A 20,183-nucleotide genomic window follows, 5' to 3' on the forward strand; every position below is an offset into this window, starting at 1 on the left:
GCGAGGGATTCCCCATTAGACCTTTGAGATACGATGAGTGATCGAATTCATAGCATTGATACGCTGCGAGCCGTCGCTATATTCTTTATCGTCATTGCACACGTCCAACCGTTTCGAGGCTTCGGAACGTACGGAAATCACGTCTACTTCGTATTGGACACTATCGGCCAATTCGACGTTCCGTTCTTTTTCCTGACGTCTGGATACTTTTTCGCAGAGACGGTGAATATCGATACCGTCAAATCGAGCGTGAGTAACTCCGTCCAGAAACTCGGCTCGATCTATCTGTTCGGGCGAATAATCTCTATAACAGCAGTGGTCGGTCTCGCGTTATTCCGGGGCGTTCCAGTAGCGAACGCTCTCATCGCTCGCGGCATCGGTGACATCTCCGGAATCGATCTACTGTACTATGGAACCGCACTTGCCGTTCCATTGTGGTTCCTGACAGCACTGATATTCTCACTCATCTTCCTCGGTTGTTTCGTCAAGTTCCGAAAAACCCGCTATCTGTTGCCCATCGCTGTGCTCATTCACCTCGTTGGCCTCATCGGAACGAATTATCAAATGATTGTAGACATACCGTTTCGAACACGGGACGCCCTCTTCTTCGGATTCTTCTACGTCGCTCTCGGATATCAAATCAGTTCGGTGGACTGGACACCAAACGAGGACCGTCGTCACATCTACCTCGGGGCAGTTTGCTTCCTTGGAGTCATCCAACTTCTCGAACAGTATGCAATCGGCTACGTTATTCGTGGTAACGTTCTTCGCCAAGAGATATACTTGACCGAGTACACGGTTTCGACGACATTTTTCGTTCTTGCCCTCTTCGCATACGTACTCTCGAACCCGCAGTGGGGGAAGAATACGGTTCTCCCGAAAGTGGGACAACACGCCCTTGGGATATATCTGCTTCATGTCCCCTTGATTCGTCTCCTCCGGACGATGAACAGGGTTTGGCGTCCGGCGATTGGGATTGACCTGACGTCGACACTTCTCTGGCAACTGGCGATAGTGCCACTCATATACGCCCTTTCGCTCTCGCTCTATCTCCTTTTGGCCAAGATGCACGTCATAGAACTGGGCGGAAGTCACACTCCGTGGCTGTCTCGTATCTGGTCACGCATCCGGATTGCCGTGCATAATAGAAAAGAATCACCCGTTCACGGAAGGTCTCTCGACGAAACCGCATTACAACAGAGGACGGAAAACGATTGACTTTGAGTATCCCCCGCGTCAGTGGGCCGGTCGATGCACGGGAAACTGGTGTCATGGCCGAGAGTTTTCGACTGTCACAACGCACGGTGCCCACCTCGGGGACTACCGTTTCCAGCGAGACGACCTCGTTTTCGTCGTCGCTTCGAGGGAGACTGGTAGCTGTTATCGAGTCGATTTTGAGAATGTGGTCAGAATTTATTTTTTAGGTCCGTCCATTGGTTTAGCTGGCTCGAGGAAACTCGGCCATTACGCCTGTCGAAGCCATGTCAGAGGCACACACGCTCTCTCGACAAGGTTGTGAACTGCGAACTCAGTTCACTATCGGCTACCCGAACATCACGCTGCTATCGCATCGTCTTCGATTCCGACCCGGACGTGGGCATGGACCCGCTGCTGTGCTCGCGAACTGATTTCCCGGTCGGGATTTTTCCAGCGATTCGTGGATCGTGTTCTTATTTGTTATTCCCTGTGGAGATGGAAGTAGACCCAATTCTGCGGTGATGCGGCAGGGACACGAAGCCTATTGACTAACTGTCACATTCGCAAGACTCTTTTTGTAACTACTAGCCGTAGATAGTCCTGGTCACATGTATTTTACTACACAAAACGGCACGACGGTCCCTTCCCTCCAATTTGGTACTGCTCGTATGAACACCGATGACGAACGTCGGCAAGTGATCTCCACCGCACTCGAGGCCGGCTATCGCCATCTCGACACCGCCCAAATGTATGGCAGCGAGTCTGCCGTCGGAGATGCGGTCCGCGACGCTGCTCTCGACCGTGAGGAGGTGTTCATTACGACGAAATTGTCCGGCGACAATCGAACGCACGACGCGGTTATCGACTCGACGCATGATAGTCTCGGTCGACTCGAAACCGACTATGTCGATTTGCTCCTGATCCACTTCCCGAATGAAGACGTTTCACATCGGGAAACGCTTGAAGCAATGAACGAACTCGTTGCCGAGAGGTCGGTCAAACATATCGGCGTCTCGAACTTCTCGATCGCCCAGACTCGAGATGCTATGGACTATTCGGACGCACCGATCCTTACCAATCAAGTCGAATATAACATCGACGAGCGGAAGGACGACCTCCTCTCGTTTTGCATCGACGAAAATATCGTACTCACTGCTTATAGCCCCATTGGAGGCGGTGACGTACTCGATAACGAAACGCTCGGTGAAATCGCGGGGAGGTACGATAAGACGGCAGCACAAATCGCCATTCGGTGGTTGCTTCAACAACCCATGGTTTCGCCGATCTCGATGTCGTCGAAACCGGACCGTATTCGACGAAATTTCGACGTATTCGACTTCGAGCTTTCCGATGGCGAGATGAAAGTACTGTTCGAAATCGATGGGACTCCCGATACATCTCTTCTCTCAAAACTCGACTCATAACCTCACTCTCGATTTGAGGTCTATAATATTGGAGCTTAGCGATTACCAGTCGCTACGAGAACGATGCCGAAGATCACTCCGATGGCGATGAAGACGGCACCGCTCATTCCGTATAACTCGACGGTGCTGTACTGGAACTGTTCGCCATACTTTGCAATCGCTGCAGACAACAGAAGGGTGAGTCCCGAGCCAGTGAGAACGGTTGCGAGGTCGAAACCAATTGGATTACCAAGATCAGGCACAGGTTCAATTGCCAACCGAGATGCATACGACTATTGCTTGCAGATACAAGCCTATTCCCGTCGAAAGCAGAGTGAACACCTCTGAACGAGAGGGAGCCAAGCGGAGATGTTGATTTGAGAGGGTGCTCACTTTTACCTGACTGCCAGCGCTAAGGCCCCTTCCTCAAGGAGCAACCGAAGGGAGCGAGTAGGGAGGGGATACAGCGCCGTCATCGTCTTACATATACTGTTCTATTGCAGGTCCACGTAATCGGCATGTTTATAGTGCATAGCGTGCAATATGTGCATACGGTGAAGCGCAAGACTATCACCATCCGCGAAGACCAAGACGAGTGGATTGAGGAGCAACACCTCAACCTCTCATCGTTTATACGCGAGAAGATAGACGAACTGATCGAGGAGCGCGAATAGTCAATGCGCACCACCTACAGATATGCACTCAGTCCGACCGACAAACAGCGTTCAGTCATGGACTCACACCGCGATATCTGTAGACAACTGTACAACCATGGCCTTTATCGCTTTGAACAAATCCCCGAGTCGAGTGGGACTCTCAAGCAACGTGTTCAATCAGTCCGTGACGAGATTCCTGATCTCAAGAAGTGGTGGACCGCACTCACCGATGTCTATTCGACGGTCCTTCAGACAGCCGTCATGCGGATTGTGGACAACATCAAAGCACTCGGACGGCTCAAAGAAGAGGGATTCAAAGTCGGCTCACTGAACTGGAAACGCCCACGTGATTTTCGATCATTCACTTACACACAGTCTGGCTTCAAGCTCGACAAGAAGAGCGGTCAGACTGTGCTCCACCTTTCGAAAATTGGCGATGTGCCCATCCAGATGCACCGAGAGATCCCCGACGAAAAGACTATCAAACAGATCCACCTAAAAAAAGAGCCAACCGGTGAGTGGTTCGCCAGTTTCAGCGTTGAAGAAGACCGCGAATTCCCAAAGAAATCCGAGACGCCCGAGACCGTTGTCGGTATCGATGTCGGGATTCTCAAATACGCTCACGATACCGACGGAACTGCCGTCGAATCACTCGACCTATCGGACGAACGTGATCGCTTGAAACGCGAGCAACGAAAACTCTCTCGAAAACAGCATGGTTCGAACAACTACGAGAAACAACGGCGACGAGTCGCAGGGTGTCACGCCGACCTGAAACAGAAGCGCCATGATTTCTTGCACAAGCTCTCGGCGTACTACGCGCGGGAGTACGACCTCGTAGCCGTTGAAGACCTGAACGTGAAGGGGATGATGCAGTTCGATTCAAATTCACGCAACCAAGCATCCGCCGCATGGGGTACTTTTCTGCGGATGCTCAAATACAAGTGTGAACGCGATGGAACGCACTACATTCCGGTGAATCCCCGAGGGACGACCAAAGAATGTGCGGCGTGCGGTGTCTCGTCGGACAAGCCGCTGTGGGTACGTGAACACTCATGCCCGTCCTGTGGATTCACGGCGGATAGGGACTGGAACGCGGCGTATAACATCCTCGTCCGAGGGTTGAAGAATGCGGATATAGGTGCGGGATGCTCCGAATCAACGCCTGTGGAGACTGCGCTCCCTACGGGAACTGCTGTTGTTCCTGCACAGCGCGTCTTGGAAGCAGGAAGCCCCGTCCGCAACGCGCGTAGCGCGTAGGGCGGGGTAGTTCACTGGCCTCGACCTCGCCGGGACTGTCGAAGAGATTGGCGAGGACGTCACTGCCGTCGAACCCGGCGAACGCGTGGTACTCTGCCCGAACGAGACGTGCGGAACGTGTCGTTATTGTCGCGAGGGGCCGGAAAATCTGTGCGAGAATTTCTCCCTCTACCACGGTGGCCTCGCCGAGACCGCTCAGGTCCAGGCTGACCGCCTCGTTTCGCTTCCCGACGACGTGGGGATGGTCGAGGCGGCGGCTCTCCCAACGGCTTACATGACCGCCTACCATATGCTTCGCCGAGTGGAAGCCGGACCGACCGACCTCGTGTTTATTCCAGGTGCAACCGGCGGCGTCGGTGTGGCCGGTGTACAACTCGCAGCGATCCTTGGTGCCCACAGCATTGGGACGTCTTCTTCCCGAACGAAACTCAATCATCTCGAATCGCTCGGTCTCGAGTACGCTATCGAGGGTACCGAACCGGACGAGATTCGGGCTGCGGTCACCGATATCGGTCCGGTCGACGGAGTACTCAACCACCTCGGTGGCGCGTATACGCAACTCGGGTTGGACGTGTTGCGGCGCGGTGGACGGATGGCGGTGTGTGGGCGAACGGCCGGTGGCACGTCCGAAATCGATATCCCCAACCTGTTCCTCGGTCACAAACGTGTCATTGGGAGTACGATGGGGACACAGTCCGACTTGGAAACGCTGGTCGAATCGTCGCCGATGGTGCGCTCACACCAGAGGTCGACGAAACCTACCCACTCGAGGAGACGGACGAGGCGTTTGCGTCGATGGAGAACCGTGAGAGCGTCGGAAAGCTCGTTATCACTTCCTGAAGTCTCTCCCACTCGGCCGTTTTTTCGCGCAGAGGACTTGCGGACTGTGCAGAGACTGACCTCCGACCCGGAGATATCGAATTCGGAGCGTATCAATCAGATATTCGTCTAATGGCCCGACAGTATTACAATATGAAAAAGCAGTGAGTAAACCTGTTATACTTACTAACACTCGGATTATTACGAAATCAGTAAGTGTGAGAAACTAGTTCTCATTCCATTAAGTCTGTTAGATAGCCGGGGAACGATTCTCCACTCCTCGTCGGCGAATCCTCTTGGCGTCCGAATGGACATTCTCGCCTATCAAGTAACGTGGATAATTGTTAAGCGCTAGTGGACTCAATTCTTGATGCTGGTTGGGGAAAATGTCCTGTTTCTCTGGGTGGCCTCAGAGCACCCCCCGACCTGTCATGCTACGCATCTTCTAATTGTACATTACGTGGAACCTATTTAATACCCCTCTCGTTTAGGGGGGGTCATTCGACCATATCTTTCCGTTCTTAGTGAAGCTCCTGCCGAGTGAATCAAATAGCTGACCAAAATGCGTATAATAGAAGGGTGGCAATACATTGCCATGCATGTGTTGAATGTGCACACACGAGCAATTGACAACCCCAAGGGAAGTTACCAATGAAAAATCCTGCAGCAGAGTTTCAGTCAACGCACCCCGGTGCGGATGTAGAAATGGCGTATGCGGGCAGAAACACGTTTCTGAAGGGCGAAGCACGCGGTGTAGGTGATCTCGATGACATCGATGTCGGTGTTCTTGGAGTGCCCTATGACGGAGCGCTCACTAATCGACCCGGTGCACGGTACGGACCCGAAGCGATCCGCCGTTCGAGTGCTTGGTGGGCTTACTTATCGAATTATAAGGGCGGGCTGACAAACATGAACACGGGTGCGCAGGTCGATTACTCCGATTTCCAGGTCGCCGATTGCGGCGATGTTCCGGTTTTTCCGATGGATTACGAACAGACCGCAGAGAGCATCACGTCGCACGTCGCAACGATCGCTGAACACGCTTTCCCGCTGACGTTGGGTGGGGACCATTACTGTACGTATCCAGCCTTCTGTGGCTTTGCTGAGGGCTCGAACACGGACTCTGTTGGATTGGTTCAAATCGATGCACATACGGATACTTCTACCGAGAGTACGACATTCGGAAAGCATTATCATGGGTCAAGTACTCGACTCATCGCTGAATCCCAGTATAGTGACTTTTCTCATGTTAGTCAAGTCGGAATTCGTGGCTATGAGAGCCCGAACTTCTTCGAATTCGCCGATGAGACCGGGCTCAACCTCTTTACGATGCGTGACGTCCACGACCGCGGCATCACCGATGTGGTTGTCGACGCAGTCGAGGCGGCGGCAGCTGACACAGACGCCGTTTACGTCACGTTCGACATCGATGGCGTAGACCCGAGTATTGCACCGGGGACTGGGACTCCAGAACCCGATGGATTGAGTGCACACCAAGCGGTGCGAGTAATGGAAGTGCTGGGGACGCACGATGCCGTTAGTGCTGCTGACGTGATGGAGGTCTCGCCACAGTATGATCCGACGGAATCGACACAGACACTCGCAGCGTTCCTTGGCGTAACACTGCTCGAACGGCAATTTGCGGAGTAGTTTTTACTAATCGTGCTGGGCGAGCACGGTTGCAACGGGTCGAAACGCCGACCGTTCTTTCAATCCGTGGAGCGTCGTCCACGACCCACTATATCCCTCTTCGACGAGAAGTGAAATCGCAAGTTCACCGATTGCTCCGTACGTGAGCGAGGCGAAGTCCCATCCCGGTTGTCCGCACGGGAACGGTCCGTTCTCCCGTGGCTTTCGGAGGTCGATGACTCCACCGAGTTGTGCTCTGGTTGCAGCAGCGAGGTCGAACGCTTCTTCGTATCGGAGCAATGGGAACTCCCGGTTGTCCACGATGAACAAGCCAGAGTCTTCTCCGTCGAGTAGTGGACGAATCGACGATCTCCTCGCCTCGATAAGTAGATCAGCGATGTCGACGGTGGATCCTTCCCCACTGATCGCATCCGTGTATCGGAGAACTGCGCCACCGTGGTCGCTCACGATCGTTCCTTCGTGAGCGAACTGTTCGGGCGCTGGGTCGGGATGATATTCGACTATCCCAGCGACCTGCAGTTGGCTGTTGATACCCCGTGAAAGCAACACTCCGTCGAGGGTAATACTGGACGGGAAGAATAGGCGAACGGTATCATCGCTCTGGTTTTCGTTTGGATTTTCTTCGATGGCGACTATAACGGGCTCTATCGGTAAGGAGTCGACCGCGGTCAGCTCTTCTAAAGCGTCTTCGACCATCGAACTCGGGAGATCGATAGCAGAAGTGACCAGCTCACCAGTGTCCTCGAACGGATCATACGTAACTTGTCCGGTCAGGACAGCAATACGTTCTCGGACTTGTTCGAGTCGTCCGCTGACGTGTCCATAACGCAACTCGGACCGGCCTTTCTCGGTTAAACGCCGACCTTGTCCCGGTATTTTTTCCGTAAACCCATCCGCATCCAGTTCTGAAAGGAGAAGCCGAACGGTTCGTCCCTTAATCGAATAGCCGCGATGTTGGAGTTGATCAACGAGACGGATACTCCCGATCGGCTCATACACCTCGATGAGCCGCAATAAATCATACTCTCGGTTATCGAGACGGTCGGGCATACTCTCACAGTGGAGTCCTAACCGATAAACGTACGCGATACACTATTCCGAACAGACAGGAAGGACAATATATTAGTATTGGAGGTGGCATAGTCATGCCATGGTTGTGTCACCCATTGACACTGGTCTGCTCATTTTGTACATGGTGGGTATGATCGGTATCGGCTACTGGGGGTACCAAAAATCGGAAACGTTAGACGATTATCTCGTCGCCGGCCGTAATATCCCACTTTGGATGTACGTCCCGGTCATGTCTGCCGTCATCCTCGGTGGTGCGGCCACTGTCGGCGGTGGTAGCCTTGGATACGAAAGCGGGATTTCAGGGGCCTGGTTGGTCATCACACTCGGTATCGGGACGATTGCTCTCGGATTACTCATCTCGACGAATCTGGCCAACCTCAAGGCGTACTCACTCGGCGAAGTACTGGAACGTCGGTTCGACAAATACTCGGGAACGATCGGTGCTATAATCGCCGGAATTTATGCGCTCACTATCGCGACCACGCAGACCATCGCGGTTGGAAAAGTGCTAAGCGTCCTCTTCGGTTTCGAGCAGAGTACGATGATTCTGCTCGCAGGAGCGATCATTATCGCCTATACAGCACTCGGTGGCATGCTCACCGTGACGATGACTGATTTCGTCCAGTGGTGTATCATGACTATCGGTATCTTCTTCATCGCACTCCCACTCGGTCTCAACTCCGTGGGTGGTGTTTCGGGGTTGATGACGGAACTCGACCCTTCGTACTTCGACGTCACTGCTATCGGGGTGAACACGATTGTCGGTTACTTCCTGTTGTACGTCCTCGGCATCATGATCGGACAAGACATCTGGCAGCGTGTCTTTACCGCGAACAGTGCCGAGACGGCTCGAAAAGGAAACATTGCCGCGGGTGTGTACGCGATCGTCTACGGACTCACAACGGCGTTTCTCGGAATGATTGCCCTCGTCGTCTTACCGTCCCTTGGTGATTCGGAACTCGCCCTTCCGCGACTCATTCTCGACATCGTCCCGGTCGGGCTCTCGGGAATCATCCTTGCCGGATTCGTTTCAGCGATGATGTCGACGGCGGACTCCGCTCTGCTCGCTTCGAGTACCCTCTTCACAGAAAACACAGCGCGGATGCCCCGAGGCTTGACCTCGGGGAGGAAGCGCGTCGATACACGACGCAAACCACACACATCGGCAGGCTTATTCCCATAACAATAAGTAACCAAGACTCCATATGTGAAATATCGTGGAATACCGTCGTACCGCCGTAATCAAGCTCGACGTACCTCAGGGCGCCGATTCGTCCCTCCGTGAGACAGTCAAGCAATTCAAACACTGTGCAAACACCACGAGCGAATGGTGTTGGCACGGTGACGACGGGTTCCACATTATCTCGAAGGCCAAAGCAGAACGTGCCTTGTACGACCAACTCCGAGACGAAACCGACCTTACCGCGAACCTCGTTCAGAAGGGGATTCGTCGGGCGGTCGAAGCTGTCAAGAGCGGTGTATCGAGGCTGAAGCGCGGTGAACGAACGTCACAACCCTACTTCTCCGCCGATAGCGCGGTTTACGATAAACGAAGCGCGACGTTCCACCGCGACTACGTGTCGCTTTCGACCGTCAACGGACGTATCGAGTGCGATTACATCCTTCCTGATGACCCTGAGTGCCATCCACGGACGTATCTCGATGACGAAGACTACGAGTTCCGCATGGCGCACTTACAGCGTCGGGACAACGAGTGGTACCTTCATGCCTCGATGCGAAAGGTCGAAGCCGACGACCCCGAACCCCAAACCGAGCACAGAACAGTCCTCGGTGTCGATTTGGGCGTCAACAACATTGCGGTTTCGTCAACCGGAACGTTCTGGTCTGCCGATGAGTTCAACCACTGGCGTCGGGAGTACGAGAAGCGTCGTGGCTCGCTCCAACAAACCGGAACAAGAGCGGCACACGAAGCCATCGAAGGCGTGGGCAACAAGGAGTACGGGCGTTTTGAGATATACCTGCATGGCGTAGCGAACGAACTCATTGAGGAAGCCGTCGAATATGGCTGTTCGCACATCGTCTTCGAGGACCTAACGCATATCCGCGAGAACATCCCGCAGGCGACGTGGCAACACGTCTGGGCGTTCCGCCGGTTGTTCCAATACGTCGAATACAAAGCGGCAGAACACGGCGTCGACGCCGTACAAGTCCCGCCAAACCACACGTCCCAACGCTGTTCGACGTGTGGGTGTACGCACGAGGACAACCGCGACGGCGAGCACTTCGAGTGCTTGAAGTGCGGGTATCAGAATCACGCGGATTACAACGCGGCGAAGAATATCGGCTTTCGGTATCTCCGGCGGCGGCAAAACGCAGCCGCCGGAGGCGCACCTGTAGACGTGCGCTTGAATCGCGGGATGTTGAACGTGAGTGGGGAGTACGTCCCCCCTGCCACTACGGCATAGAACGGGAGTCCATGCGAAAGCCTCGGGGCTTGATCCCGAGGCAGTTTACGAGCGACATTTACAAACAGTTTATCAACCCCGATGCATCCGACGCGAAGTATTCCAGCGTCTCTCGAGGGCTCATTATCGTCCTCGGCGGAATCATGACCTACGCAGCGATCGAAATCGGGAGTGTCGTACTCGCTCTAACCCTCGCGTACGACTTGCTCACTGGCTGTATTTTTGTTCCGATATTCGGGGCGTTCTTCTGGAAGCGAGCGACGTGGCAAGGAGCTCTCTCCTCGATTTGTATCAGTGCAGTGGTCGTCGTTGCAACGTTGTTTTTCGAGGGGTTCTCGTCGAATCTACCCATTATCTACGGGCTTCTTAGCAGTCTCCTCGTGTTCGTCCCGGTCAGTCTCTTTTCGGGACCACCGACACGCGAGAAACTCGAGCAGTGGGTTCGAACGCTCGATTCTCCGGCGTCGATGGACTGACAGTTCAAAATAGGGGTTCGATTTTTATAAGCCGTTTTTGTAACGATGGTTGCAAGTAAACTCCGTCATTCTGGAGTACTCAGTCCTCGTACTGCCAGTACTACCGCGCTGGTTTTCCGAATCGAATAGCGTCCTCGGCACTCCCCGTCAAATAGTTAGAATAGGATACAGTTGGACGATTGGAAGTGTGAACTACACTGATCGTCGCTGGTCTTACCGAACTCGCGCCTGCCAGTGAACGGGTTCCGGCGAATCGACTGGCTCGCCATTGATACCAACCACGGAGGTAGTGACCGTCTCGTCGTCGATTTCGGTCGGAAACGCGCGGTTGGCAGATTCGGTTTGGAGGACGACACTCATCGGTGACTCCGCGAGTCCATGCGCAATCGCCTCGCCATCTGCGACGGTCGCTCGACCGCCGTTTTCGGTCGCGTACCCGATGTTGTCACGGACGAGCGCCGGAGGGGTCGTGAATCGAAGCGCCTCGGTTCCACGGAGGGTGTTCCCGACCACCTTGGTCCCCTCGTGGTCACCCTCGATGTCGATACCGAGACATTGCGTGGGTTCGTCCCGGTCGTCGTAGACGTCGTTGTTCGAGAGCGTCGTATATCGGTACCGGTTCGCCGCGGCAACGAGTCGGATTCCCGCGGCGTCGTCCGAATCATTGTCGTCCCCGCGAACACCGTTTCGGAAGACGGAGCAATGAGAAACATCGTGGTGGTTGCCCCCGTTTTCGAACCGAACTCCCGACCGTCCGTTTTCGAAAACGGTGGCGCTTGAGACGGAGACCGTCCCAGTCACGGTTGGCGCGACGAACACGCCACATCCCACATTCCCCGATAGCTGGCAGTCCGTCACGTCGAGTACGGAGCCTGCACCGTCTAATACCGCGACACCGTGAATTCCGTTATCGACTGCGTGGCAGTCGGCGATTCGGTGTTCGGTCGCCGGAGGCGAAGTGTCGTTCTTGTCGCTGACGACAAACCCGTGCTCGTCGTTTTCGGTCGCCGAACAGCTGACAAACTTCACGCACCTGTCGGCCGAGTCTCTGAAGCCGATACGGTTTCCGCGCGCGGTACACCCGAGCGTCGTCATGAACCCCGCGTGCACGTTCTTCTCGTCTGGGCCCTGTGCTTCGAACATCACGCCGTTGTTCCCGTTGTCCACGGCGTGGCAGTCGGAGACGACGACAGTTTCTGCCGAAACCCGACCCGCCCCGATGCCGATGCCGTTCGCTCCAATGTCACCGGGCGACCAGAGCCGTCCGTTGCGCTCGGCGATACAGCCGTGGACGAAGCTATCGATCATAAAATCCGTCCCGATACCGGTGGCGGGCGCGCCGTAGGCGTAGACAGAGACGATTCGACACCGCCGCACGTTCTGGAGGTAGATGCACTTCTCGCCGGTGGAGTACGTTTCTCCGTCGCTGAGCGCCGAGCAGTCGATACTCATCGCTTCGACCGAGAGGTCAGTTAGCGGGTCATCTCTCGTTCCGAACCCTTCGAGTGCCGCGTAGTCGTCGCCGTCCGCCACCAGCGTCGTCGCACCCATGCCCTCACCCCGGAACCGAACGCCGGAGCGAAGCGTCACCGGTGACTCGACGCGGTACGTTCCGGGCGGCAGGTAGACGGTTCCGCCACCGTCCGCTGCCGCCTCTAGGGCATCCTGAATTGCAGTGGCATCTGGGGTCGTTCCGTCGCCCGTCGCGCCGTACGTCGTCACATCGTGCCATCCGGTGGAGGAGGGAATTTCCGCCACAGCGTCGTCTGATTGGTCGCTCATGGGCCCCTGTTTCGGGTGGACCGGCGAAATCGTTCCGGCCAGTTTCAGACGAGGCTATCGACTAATATGCATCTGTTTTCTCACTAATACGCTGTTCGAGCCGGATGATTTTCCTACATTGCATCCTTAGTTGCTAATATGCAAGATATTGAGAATACGTGGTATCAGGATGCGACTATCTACTCGCTCGACTTAAAAGTATTCCAGGATACGGACGAAAACGGTGTGGGTGATTTTCAAGGACTTACTGAACGTCTGGACTACTTTTCCAGAATCGGAATCGACTGCATCTGGTTGTTACCGTTCTATCCGTCACCGGGACGGGATAATGGGTACGACGTAATGGATTACTACGGAGTGGATTCGCAGCTCGGCACCCTTGGTGACTTCGTGGAATTCGTACGCGCCGCTGATGCTCGAGGTATCCGAGTCGTTATCGATCTCGTCATCAATCACACGTCGGATCGGCATCCGTGGTTCCAAGCCGCTCGCAGCGACCCTGATTCGAAGTATAGAGACTTCTACCTCTGGGCAGACGAAGAGCCAGAGATACGCCCCGATCGTGGTCCGATTTTCCCCGGTGAGGAAGATCACGTGTGGTCGTACGACAGCGAGGCCGACGCGTACTATTATCATCGATTTTATCACTTCCAACCGGATTTGAACGTTGCCAACCCCGAGGTCCGCGAGGAAGTGAAGAAGATACTCGGATTTTGGCTAGAGTTGGGCGTCGCTGGTTTCCGCATCGACGCTGCTGGATTACTCACACAGGCGAAAGGGCTTGTAGAGGAACCGCTGGACGACCCTCATGGGTTCCTGCGTGAAATGCACGAGTTCGTCTCTCAGCGTCGCAGTGACGCCGTACTCCTTGCAGAGGCCGACCGACCCCCCGCTGAATTGGGCGAGTACTTCGGTAACAGCGACGAAATGCACCTCTTGTTGAATTTCCAACTCAATGCGCACATGATTCTCGCATTAGCACGCGGTGAATCCGAACCGCTTGCGTCAGTACTCGAGGAACTCCCCGACCCACCCGAGAACGCTGGCTGGGCGAACTTCCTGCGGAATTTGGACGAACTCAACATCGGCGCGCTCACCGAGGCAGAGCAGGCAGAGGTGTACGAGGCGTTCGCCCCCGACGAAACGATGCGGATTTATGACCGCGGTATTCGTCGCCGACTGGCACCGATTCTCGACGGCGACCGCGAGCGCATTAAACTCGCTTATAGCCTCTTGTTCTCACTACCGGGCACTCCAATCATCGTCTATGGAGACGAGTTAGGGATGGGTGAGGACCTGAATCAACCGGGTCGTTTCGCCGTCCGAACGCCGATGCAATGGACCGACGAGCCAAACGCCGGTTTTTCGACCGCTGATTCTGATGACCTCATCCGTCCGATCGTTTCGGATGATACCTTCGCTCCAACGGAAGTAAACGTCGCCGACCAACGGGCGGACCCCGACTCCTTACTCAACTGGATCAGCCATCTCGTTCGAACTCACGACGAGTTCTCGGGGCTTCTCCGAGGCGATGGAACCGTCCTCGACGTGGATCATCCAGCCGTGTTCGCTCACGCGAGTTCGCTTGCCGGCGAGACTATCGTTACTGTCCATAATCTGAGCGCCGAGACGGCCACGACGAAGCTTCCGTTAAATGCCGACCCGATGCTCGTTTTCGGCGACGCTCGGTTTGAGCCCGACGCTGATTCCGTGTACGTTTCACTCTCTCCGTATGGTTTCTGCTGGTTTCTGCCGTAACCGAGTTTTTCCACCGAACGTGCTCTCACATTCTGCAACTATTGCTGTTTTCGTTTCTTATTCGTTGCAATCTGATAGATACGGTCTTGAAGTCAGGAGCCAAAACCATTATGATAATCCTCTGTAATAAGATATCGTGAGCGAAACGCGAAAGTCGATAAAGGGTATGGAGGCCGATAGGCAATACGTGAGCTGTGTTCACTGTGCAGCCACGCTAGACATCACTGAATCGCATCCTATACTCACCCGAGAGGAAGTGAACGAGATTGATGAGGACGTCACGGTCATGTATCACTTCTGTTCGGGTGAATGTCGGAATCAGTGGAAACGTGAAACCGACTATAACTCCGACAGTATCGCGTATTGAACTGAACCGTCGGTGTCATCAACGCCTCGTAGTCCGTCGTTCTTCACTCTCTACTGCAAGCGGGGGCGGTCGAGGTAGGCTCTGCTGAGTTCGAGGAACCGAGTTGCTCTATCGTTTAATCAGCGAGAGAATCCCGCCGTTTACGGCGGGCGTGAATCGCGTACGTTCAATTGACTTGCCGCCGTCAATCGGCTAAGCCGGATTCCATTCGGTTGTCGATACATTCACGAACGAGACTTGAGAGGTTGATGTGGTTCTCCCGTATCCATTCGTCCTGTTCTTCCCGGATTGTGACGTTTCTTCGCTCCATACATCCCCTACATCATCGGAACACATAAGTGTTCATAGTGTGTATAGTGTGGTATGGTAGAGACGATGACGAAGACACTCGAAGCCACACTTGCCCCGCCAACGCAGGGGAAAACGGTGCGTCTTCGTCGCCTTCTCTCCACCTACCGCGAAGCGTTGGACGAAGCGTTCGATTCGGGAGCCGATACGATGGGTGGTGTCAGTGACGTTGTGACGCCCTACGACCTCCCGTATCAGGCGAAAGCCGCGCTGTGTAGCTACGTCCCGAAACTGCGGAAGACGTACAACGCTCGTGAGATTGACGACGAGCATCCGATTCGACTTACGAATCAAGCCGCGAAATTCGACCGTGACGAATCTCGCCACTACGAGATTTGTTGGAACGTCCCGCTTCCCGGCTACGGAACGAACTTCTGGATACCGCTTCGGTTGAACCCGGAGCAAGAACCTCTTTGGAATGACCTTCTCGAAGGTGACGCCAAAACAGGCCAGATACAACTCCAACAGAATCGGAGTAGTTGGGTGTTTCACATCGCCGTCGAATATGAGGTAGACGAACCCGAACACGATGGTGACGAGACGCGCATCGGTTTTGACATCGGAGAATCCGCGTTGATTACGGGCTGTGCCCTAAAACGCAACACACCGACGAAGCCGATGCTCGAAAATGGCAGTCGTGCCCGATACCTCCGCAAAGAGATGTACACGACGTTGAAACGACTCCAACAGCGAGACGCGTCCGAGTGGCGGATTGATGAACGCTTCGACCACTACCAGAACGCTCTTACAGACATCGTTGAAAAGGCGTCTCGGAACGCCGTCGAGTACGCTCGCTCCTTCGAGAACCCGGTGATTGTTCTCGAAGACTTGTCGTTCATCCGTGAACGGTTGGATTACGGCAAGTACATGAACCGGCGGTTGCACGCGTGGGCGTTTGCACGGTTGCAGGGCCGCATTGAGGACAAAGCAACCGAGTTAGGAATCCACGTTCGGTTCGTGAATCCAGCGTACACCTCGAAGATGTGCCACGCCTGCGGCCACATCGGTCGGCGGGGTTCGCAAGCGGAGTTCCGCTGTACAAACGACGACTGCCACGTATTGACATTCCAAGCAGACATTAACGCGGCGGCGAACATCGCCGGTCGCGTAGACCCGTGGGGTGAGAGCGTTCCTTGGAAACCGGAACGCAATGACACGCCACAGGATGGGAGCGGTCGTGACACCGCCACAGTCAACCGAGAGACGAGTCCGAGAACCGGACAGATGACGCTTTCGGCGTATTCGGACTGAAACCGACGGCATTGCCGGAATCCCATTGTTATGGGAAGCCCCGTCGTTTACGACGGGGAGGATGTCACGGGTTTCATCGGTAGCAGTAACCGTTTGCGGTGACCTGTCTCCGATAAGTCGTGAACTACCCCGCCCTAGGGGCTTCGCGCGTTGAGGACGGGGTTTCCTGCTTCCACGACGCGCTGTGCAGGAACCACAGCAGTTCCCGTAGGGAGCGCAGTCTCCACAGGCGCTAACGAGAGCTCCCCTCTCGTTCGCACGTCAAAATCGCCTTGCGATTCTGAGGACGTTGACGAATCGCAAAGCGATTCGTTCGCACACAAGAGCGAAGCTCTTGTGGACGCTGTATCCCCTCCCTACTCGCGCCTTCGGCGCTCCCTGAAGAAGGGGGCTTAGCGCCTGTAATTCAGCTAATCGAGTCCTCCTGATGGATGAGGTATCGGAGGACAATTGAAGATTAACAGCTTCCGTGGTTTCGAAATTTGGTATGATTGCAGTTCGAACACTGGGTCGGATTCGAAATGAACGTCGTTCCGCACTCTTCACACTCGAAAATATCACCGACCGCTCGCACTTGCGTTTCCGTTCGTTGAGAGTCCTTTTCCGGACTGAAAGCACTACGTAGTCGATGGAGGATTTCCATTGTCACCCAGGCTCACGACCAGACCACACATATATCTTCTGACCGGGTGATTGATTATTTTATATGGCATTGAAGATGTCATGTTGATATTTATAGGATTGCAGGCGAGCATACCACGCTTTTGAGGGCGTGGATGTATCGCCGTCTTTGGTTACTTTCACTGTACGGCATAGTCTTAGATGCTCTCCGTGCGTATCTCTTGGTGCCGATTCGATGGTATCCCATCGGATTCTGACAGTCCGACAACTGGCAGTTGACTGGGTGTTTGCCGCATCAAAAAGTAAGCCCACGGACGGCGGACCGACACAAAACAACCAGGTACCTCCGAGTCCCGTCCGTTCTCTGGACGCGATAGGAGTACCGGCTGGTTGGCACAGCCAGCACCTCGTCGGGGTGCGAACCGTAACCATCCCAACGAACCGCTCATTGGTGAGTGTGGGAGGCCCGCATCTTCAGGCGCGGGAGGATGTCACGACCTCAGCATCGCCCAGCGTCGTCACCGCTACGCATGTCAACGAGTATTACGATTCCTACGAGGAGTTTCTCTTTGCCGTCGCGGATGCGATGGCAGAGGAGTACGAACTCGTCGCCGAAACCGGAATGAATCTCCAGATCGACGCTCCCGAACTCCTCACCGTCGGCCAGACAGCGGCGTACGCGGACGAGTCCCTCGAGGACATCAAGGGAGCCACGCGCCTCCACGTCGAGGCGCTCAACGAGGCGCTGTCGAACGTTCCAGAAGAGCAGGTTCGACTGTACACCTGCTGGGGAAGCTACGAAGGCCCCCACCACCTCGATACGGATTTAGTTGAACTGCTACCGGAAATCTACGAGGCGGACATCACCGGACTCAGCGTCGAACAGGCCCCCCCGTCATCAACACGAGTACCGTGCATTTGCCGAGCACTTGGTTCCTGATGGCTGGACGCTGATTCCAGGCGTCGTGGACGTGAAAACGAACACCGTCGATCACCCCGAAACTATTGCGGACCGCTTAGAGCGGGTGGCGGACGCAGTCGATGACTCGACGCCGCTAATCGCCGCACCGGACTGCGGCTTCGGCACGCAAGCCGGACTCGGGATGGTTTCTCCCGAAATCGCGTGGGTGAAGTTGGAAGCCCTCGTCGAAGGTGCCGAACTCGCAACCGAGCGCATCTACTGACATCCACACGATGCCTTGTTCACGTCGGGGGTTAGCCCATCGACTACGTTTCGTCATCTGTCCCTCCGAAACGCGATTCGTTATTACGAGGCTTCGAGAACACTTTCCTCTCCCACCAGGGGTGTCCGAATCATCCTATTGGCAATGAAAGGCTGAAAGAGGCGTGGAGAGTTATCAGTCCGCCACTTCTCTTTCTCGAGAGTGCACGTGGACTCGGTGTCCTACGATATGATATCGACCGTTGTATCGGTCAAAGCCGAGTCACCGGCACTCATGTGAGAGTGAGAATACGGAGTGAGTAAACGATTTTGGCTAAAAGACTGAAAAAATTCAAATACAGCCTAAGCATACAATCTTTCAAAAGAGGTATCTTATGACGAGGTACATAGCATTCCTTCGCGGCATTAACGTCGGCGCTCATAACCGCATGAAGATGGATGATCTGCGGGTACTGTTCGAGTCGCTCGGTTACGAAAGCGTTCAGACGTACATTCAGAGTGGAAACGTCGTATTCGAGACGGATAGTGACGAAGAGACGATTCGTTCGGCTGTCACGGACGCCATCGCCGATACGTTCGACTACGACATCACCGTCATGGTACGGACACGTACCGAACTCGCTGACGCCGTTGACGACCAACCGTTTGGTGAGCCCAGTAACGATTCGATTAAACGGTATCTCACATTTCTGAACGAGGTACCGACAGCCGAACAACGTGAGAAGCTGCTGGATAGCCAGAGCGAAGCGGAATCATTCGAAATCCGCGGCCGTGACGTCTACAGCAAGCTGGATAAGGAGAAACTTGGAACTGGTCGTTTCACCGACGTGGGCAAGAAGTTGGGAATGGCAGCGACACGTCGAAACTGGAACGTGGTAACGGCAATCGTGGACCTCTAAGGATCGCGGCACTGCTGGTCAAAGTATCGAACCAAATGCGTCTCCCAGCACGTCCGATTGTTGTGTAGTCAACGCGAGAATGAACCGTAACTGTGTACGAATGTCTGGGTCTCCAACCGGCGTAACCGCCTCGACACGATTATCTGGAATTTCAGGGAAGTGAGACCTCCTGTTCAACGCACGAACCGTGTAGGGCGGAGAGGAGGTCACTCAAGTCACGAGTCATCCAATCGGGAGAGCCCATCATCAGACGGTGAGAACAGGTCCACGGTCGAGACTAACGTTCTCCTGGTCTCCACAACAGATCGAACGGTACATAATAGCTTGCATACACAGCCAATTTAGTTTCTTCCATCGGTCCAATCTATCCAAAAGCAATGGTTCAAAAATTCACGGACGACGACCGAGGTAAAACCGTTACAAGCGCAGATGGAACACAAGTCGGAACGGTCGACCGGGTCGAAAACGGGACGGCCCACGTTCGTCAGGACGACAGTTCCAGTCTCACGGACAAAATCAAATCCGCTCTCGGATGGGATGACTCCGATGAGACTCACACGCTCCAATACGACAACGTCGAGAGCAAAGACGACAACAACATCCACCTCCGATCGTTCTGATCGAGGGGTGTATCCGATTCTCTTTCTCAGAGTCGTGCGATTTTTGAATCGGTGTTGATCCGAGGTGCGATACTGGATTTGGCACTGTCTAGATAAGGAAAATCAAGCGACAACGGTACGATTGACGGCGTTTTATACACTACCCGTAAGTGACTGATTCTTGAAAGTGAGATCGGCTGCATCATGAGAAGACTGAATTCGATTGCTTCACCGAAAACCTAGTCATGATGAGACAACGAGATTCGTTAGCCACTCTCGGTAGAGACGTTGAAACGCCACTCTACAACAAAATCGCTTAACTAGACAGTGCCCTGGATTTGAATATCTAGCTTTGTTGAAATCCTTGGTTGGTGATGGCTTGTCGAAGCTATGGTGAATAGAAAGCGTGTATCTTGC

Annotated in this window: 16 protein-coding genes and 2 pseudogenes; 14 read left to right on the plus strand and 4 right to left on the minus strand. The window is 54.4% G+C overall.

Going from position 1 to position 20,183, the window contains the following annotated elements; translation table 11 throughout:
- The first annotated feature begins 33 nt into the window (after nt 1-33).
- Nucleotides 34-1,218 (plus strand): acyltransferase, encoded by a 1,185-nt coding sequence (locus AC1XDK_RS12155; protein WP_483350160.1) that lies wholly within the window; start codon nt 34-36, stop codon nt 1,216-1,218.
- Between the two features lie 587 nt (nt 1,219-1,805).
- Complete coding sequence (locus AC1XDK_RS12160) at nt 1,806-2,621, plus strand: aldo/keto reductase (protein WP_483350161.1); 816 nt, start codon at nt 1,806-1,808, stop codon at nt 2,619-2,621.
- A 35-nt stretch (nt 2,622-2,656) separates the two neighbouring features.
- On the opposite strand, the gene AC1XDK_RS12165 is transcribed toward AC1XDK_RS12160, so the two are convergent.
- On the minus strand, nt 2,657-2,863 hold the full coding sequence (locus AC1XDK_RS12165; RefSeq protein ID WP_483350162.1) for a hypothetical protein: 207 nt from the start codon (nt 2,861-2,863) through the stop codon (nt 2,657-2,659).
- A gap of 414 nt (nt 2,864-3,277) precedes the next feature.
- Here AC1XDK_RS12165 and AC1XDK_RS12170 point away from each other — a divergent pair, with 414 nt between their 5' ends.
- From AC1XDK_RS12170 to AC1XDK_RS12180, 3 genes and pseudogenes are all read left to right on the plus strand, one after another.
- Complete coding sequence (locus AC1XDK_RS12170; RefSeq protein WP_483350163.1) at nt 3,278-4,516, plus strand: RNA-guided endonuclease InsQ/TnpB family protein; 1,239 nt, start codon at nt 3,278-3,280, stop codon at nt 4,514-4,516.
- Between the two features lie 13 nt (nt 4,517-4,529).
- A pseudogene (locus AC1XDK_RS12175) lies at nt 4,530-5,356 on the plus strand (zinc-binding dehydrogenase); the annotation flags it as partial.
- Nucleotides 5,357-5,986: 630 nt separating this feature from the next.
- Complete coding sequence (locus tag AC1XDK_RS12180) at nt 5,987-6,985, plus strand: agmatinase family protein (RefSeq protein ID WP_483350164.1); 999 nt, start codon at nt 5,987-5,989, stop codon at nt 6,983-6,985.
- A 6-nt stretch (nt 6,986-6,991) separates the two neighbouring features.
- Here the strand turns inward: AC1XDK_RS12180 and AC1XDK_RS12185 are convergent, their stop codons facing one another.
- A complete protein-coding gene (locus AC1XDK_RS12185) occupies nt 6,992-8,035 on the minus strand; it encodes an NrpR regulatory domain-containing protein (RefSeq protein WP_483350165.1) in 1,044 nt (347 codons plus the stop codon).
- A 100-nt stretch (nt 8,036-8,135) separates the two neighbouring features.
- On the opposite strand from AC1XDK_RS12185, the gene AC1XDK_RS12190 reads away from it, so the two are divergent.
- From AC1XDK_RS12190 to AC1XDK_RS12200, 3 genes are read left to right on the plus strand one after another with little or no spacing between them, the layout of a single operon-like run.
- Entirely contained in the window at nt 8,136-9,239 is a 1,104-nt protein-coding gene (locus AC1XDK_RS12190) for a sodium:solute symporter family transporter (protein WP_483350166.1), read from the plus strand.
- 34 nt (nt 9,240-9,273) lie between these two features.
- Nucleotides 9,274-10,482 carry an RNA-guided endonuclease InsQ/TnpB family protein gene (locus AC1XDK_RS12195; RefSeq protein WP_483350167.1) on the plus strand — a complete coding sequence of 403 codons (1,209 nt, stop codon included), beginning with the start codon at nt 9,274-9,276 and terminating at the stop codon, nt 10,480-10,482.
- An 11-nt stretch (nt 10,483-10,493) separates the two neighbouring features.
- The gene (locus AC1XDK_RS12200) at nt 10,494-10,958 is read left to right on the plus strand and encodes a sodium:solute symporter family transporter (protein ID WP_483350168.1); all 465 of its coding nucleotides are present in this window, start codon (nt 10,494-10,496) and stop codon (nt 10,956-10,958) included.
- 213 nt (nt 10,959-11,171) lie between these two features.
- Here AC1XDK_RS12200 and AC1XDK_RS12205 read toward each other — a convergent pair whose 3' ends face one another.
- On the minus strand, nt 11,172-12,740 hold the full coding sequence (locus tag AC1XDK_RS12205) for a right-handed parallel beta-helix repeat-containing protein (protein WP_483350169.1): 1,569 nt from the start codon (nt 12,738-12,740) through the stop codon (nt 11,172-11,174).
- Nucleotides 12,741-12,878: 138 nt separating this feature from the next.
- Between AC1XDK_RS12205 and AC1XDK_RS12210 the strand changes: the two genes are divergently transcribed.
- Nucleotides 12,879-14,498, plus strand: a complete 1,620-nt coding sequence (locus AC1XDK_RS12210) for an alpha-amylase family protein (protein WP_483350170.1) — start codon at nt 12,879-12,881, stop codon at nt 14,496-14,498.
- 166 nt (nt 14,499-14,664) lie between these two features.
- Nucleotides 14,665-14,865 carry a DUF7576 family protein gene (locus AC1XDK_RS12215; RefSeq protein ID WP_483350254.1) on the plus strand — a complete coding sequence of 67 codons (201 nt, stop codon included), beginning with the start codon at nt 14,665-14,667 and terminating at the stop codon, nt 14,863-14,865.
- Nucleotides 14,866-15,049: 184 nt separating this feature from the next.
- Here AC1XDK_RS12215 and AC1XDK_RS12220 read toward each other — a convergent pair whose 3' ends face one another.
- Nucleotides 15,050-15,175 (minus strand): hypothetical protein, encoded by a 126-nt coding sequence (locus AC1XDK_RS12220; RefSeq protein ID WP_281247713.1) that lies wholly within the window; start codon nt 15,173-15,175, stop codon nt 15,050-15,052.
- A 53-nt stretch (nt 15,176-15,228) separates the two neighbouring features.
- Between AC1XDK_RS12220 and AC1XDK_RS12225 the strand changes: the two genes are divergently transcribed.
- The 4 genes and pseudogenes from AC1XDK_RS12225 to AC1XDK_RS12240 all read left to right on the plus strand — a co-directional run bounded on the left by AC1XDK_RS12225 (nt 15,229) and on the right by AC1XDK_RS12240 (nt 19,787).
- The gene (locus tag AC1XDK_RS12225; protein ID WP_483350171.1) at nt 15,229-16,464 is read left to right on the plus strand and encodes an RNA-guided endonuclease TnpB family protein; all 1,236 of its coding nucleotides are present in this window, start codon (nt 15,229-15,231) and stop codon (nt 16,462-16,464) included.
- A gap of 1,117 nt (nt 16,465-17,581) precedes the next feature.
- A pseudogene (locus AC1XDK_RS12230) lies at nt 17,582-18,269 on the plus strand (methionine synthase); the annotation flags it as partial.
- Nucleotides 18,270-18,642: 373 nt separating this feature from the next.
- A complete protein-coding gene (locus AC1XDK_RS12235) occupies nt 18,643-19,167 on the plus strand; it encodes a DUF1697 domain-containing protein (protein WP_483350172.1) in 525 nt (174 codons plus the stop codon).
- Nucleotides 19,168-19,544: 377 nt separating this feature from the next.
- Entirely contained in the window at nt 19,545-19,787 is a 243-nt protein-coding gene (locus AC1XDK_RS12240; protein ID WP_483350173.1) for a DUF2171 domain-containing protein, read from the plus strand.
- Nucleotides 19,788-20,183: the final 396 nt, after the last annotated feature.

Source organism: Haladaptatus sp. HS23 (assembly GCF_056892285.1).

What these genes read in the sequence shown, in the direction of transcription:
- AC1XDK_RS12225 (WP_483350171.1), top strand. Translation starts at nt 15,229, where the DNA reads ATGGTAGAGACGATGACGAAGACACTCGAAGCCACACTTGCCCCGCCA.
- AC1XDK_RS12180 (WP_483350164.1), top strand. Translation starts at nt 5,987, where the DNA reads ATGAAAAATCCTGCAGCAGAGTTTCAGTCAACGCACCCCGGTGCGGAT.
- AC1XDK_RS12240 (WP_483350173.1), top strand. Translation starts at nt 19,545, where the DNA reads ATGGTTCAAAAATTCACGGACGACGACCGAGGTAAAACCGTTACAAGC.
- AC1XDK_RS12190 (WP_483350166.1), top strand. Translation starts at nt 8,136, where the DNA reads ATGGTTGTGTCACCCATTGACACTGGTCTGCTCATTTTGTACATGGTG.
- AC1XDK_RS12185 (WP_483350165.1), bottom strand. Translation starts at nt 8,035, where the DNA reads ATGCCCGACCGTCTCGATAACCGAGAGTATGATTTATTGCGGCTCATC.
- AC1XDK_RS12160 (WP_483350161.1), top strand. Translation starts at nt 1,806, where the DNA reads ATGTATTTTACTACACAAAACGGCACGACGGTCCCTTCCCTCCAATTT.
- AC1XDK_RS12200 (WP_483350168.1), top strand. Translation starts at nt 10,494, where the DNA reads ATGCGAAAGCCTCGGGGCTTGATCCCGAGGCAGTTTACGAGCGACATT.
- AC1XDK_RS12235 (WP_483350172.1), top strand. Translation starts at nt 18,643, where the DNA reads ATGACGAGGTACATAGCATTCCTTCGCGGCATTAACGTCGGCGCTCAT.
- AC1XDK_RS12205 (WP_483350169.1), bottom strand. Translation starts at nt 12,740, where the DNA reads ATGAGCGACCAATCAGACGACGCTGTGGCGGAAATTCCCTCCTCCACC.
- AC1XDK_RS12220 (WP_281247713.1), bottom strand. Translation starts at nt 15,175, where the DNA reads ATGGAGCGAAGAAACGTCACAATCCGGGAAGAACAGGACGAATGGATA.
- AC1XDK_RS12215 (WP_483350254.1), top strand. Translation starts at nt 14,665, where the DNA reads ATGGAGGCCGATAGGCAATACGTGAGCTGTGTTCACTGTGCAGCCACG.
- AC1XDK_RS12170 (WP_483350163.1), top strand. Translation starts at nt 3,278, where the DNA reads ATGCGCACCACCTACAGATATGCACTCAGTCCGACCGACAAACAGCGT.
- AC1XDK_RS12155 (WP_483350160.1), top strand. Translation starts at nt 34, where the DNA reads ATGAGTGATCGAATTCATAGCATTGATACGCTGCGAGCCGTCGCTATA.
- AC1XDK_RS12210 (WP_483350170.1), top strand. Translation starts at nt 12,879, where the DNA reads ATGCAAGATATTGAGAATACGTGGTATCAGGATGCGACTATCTACTCG.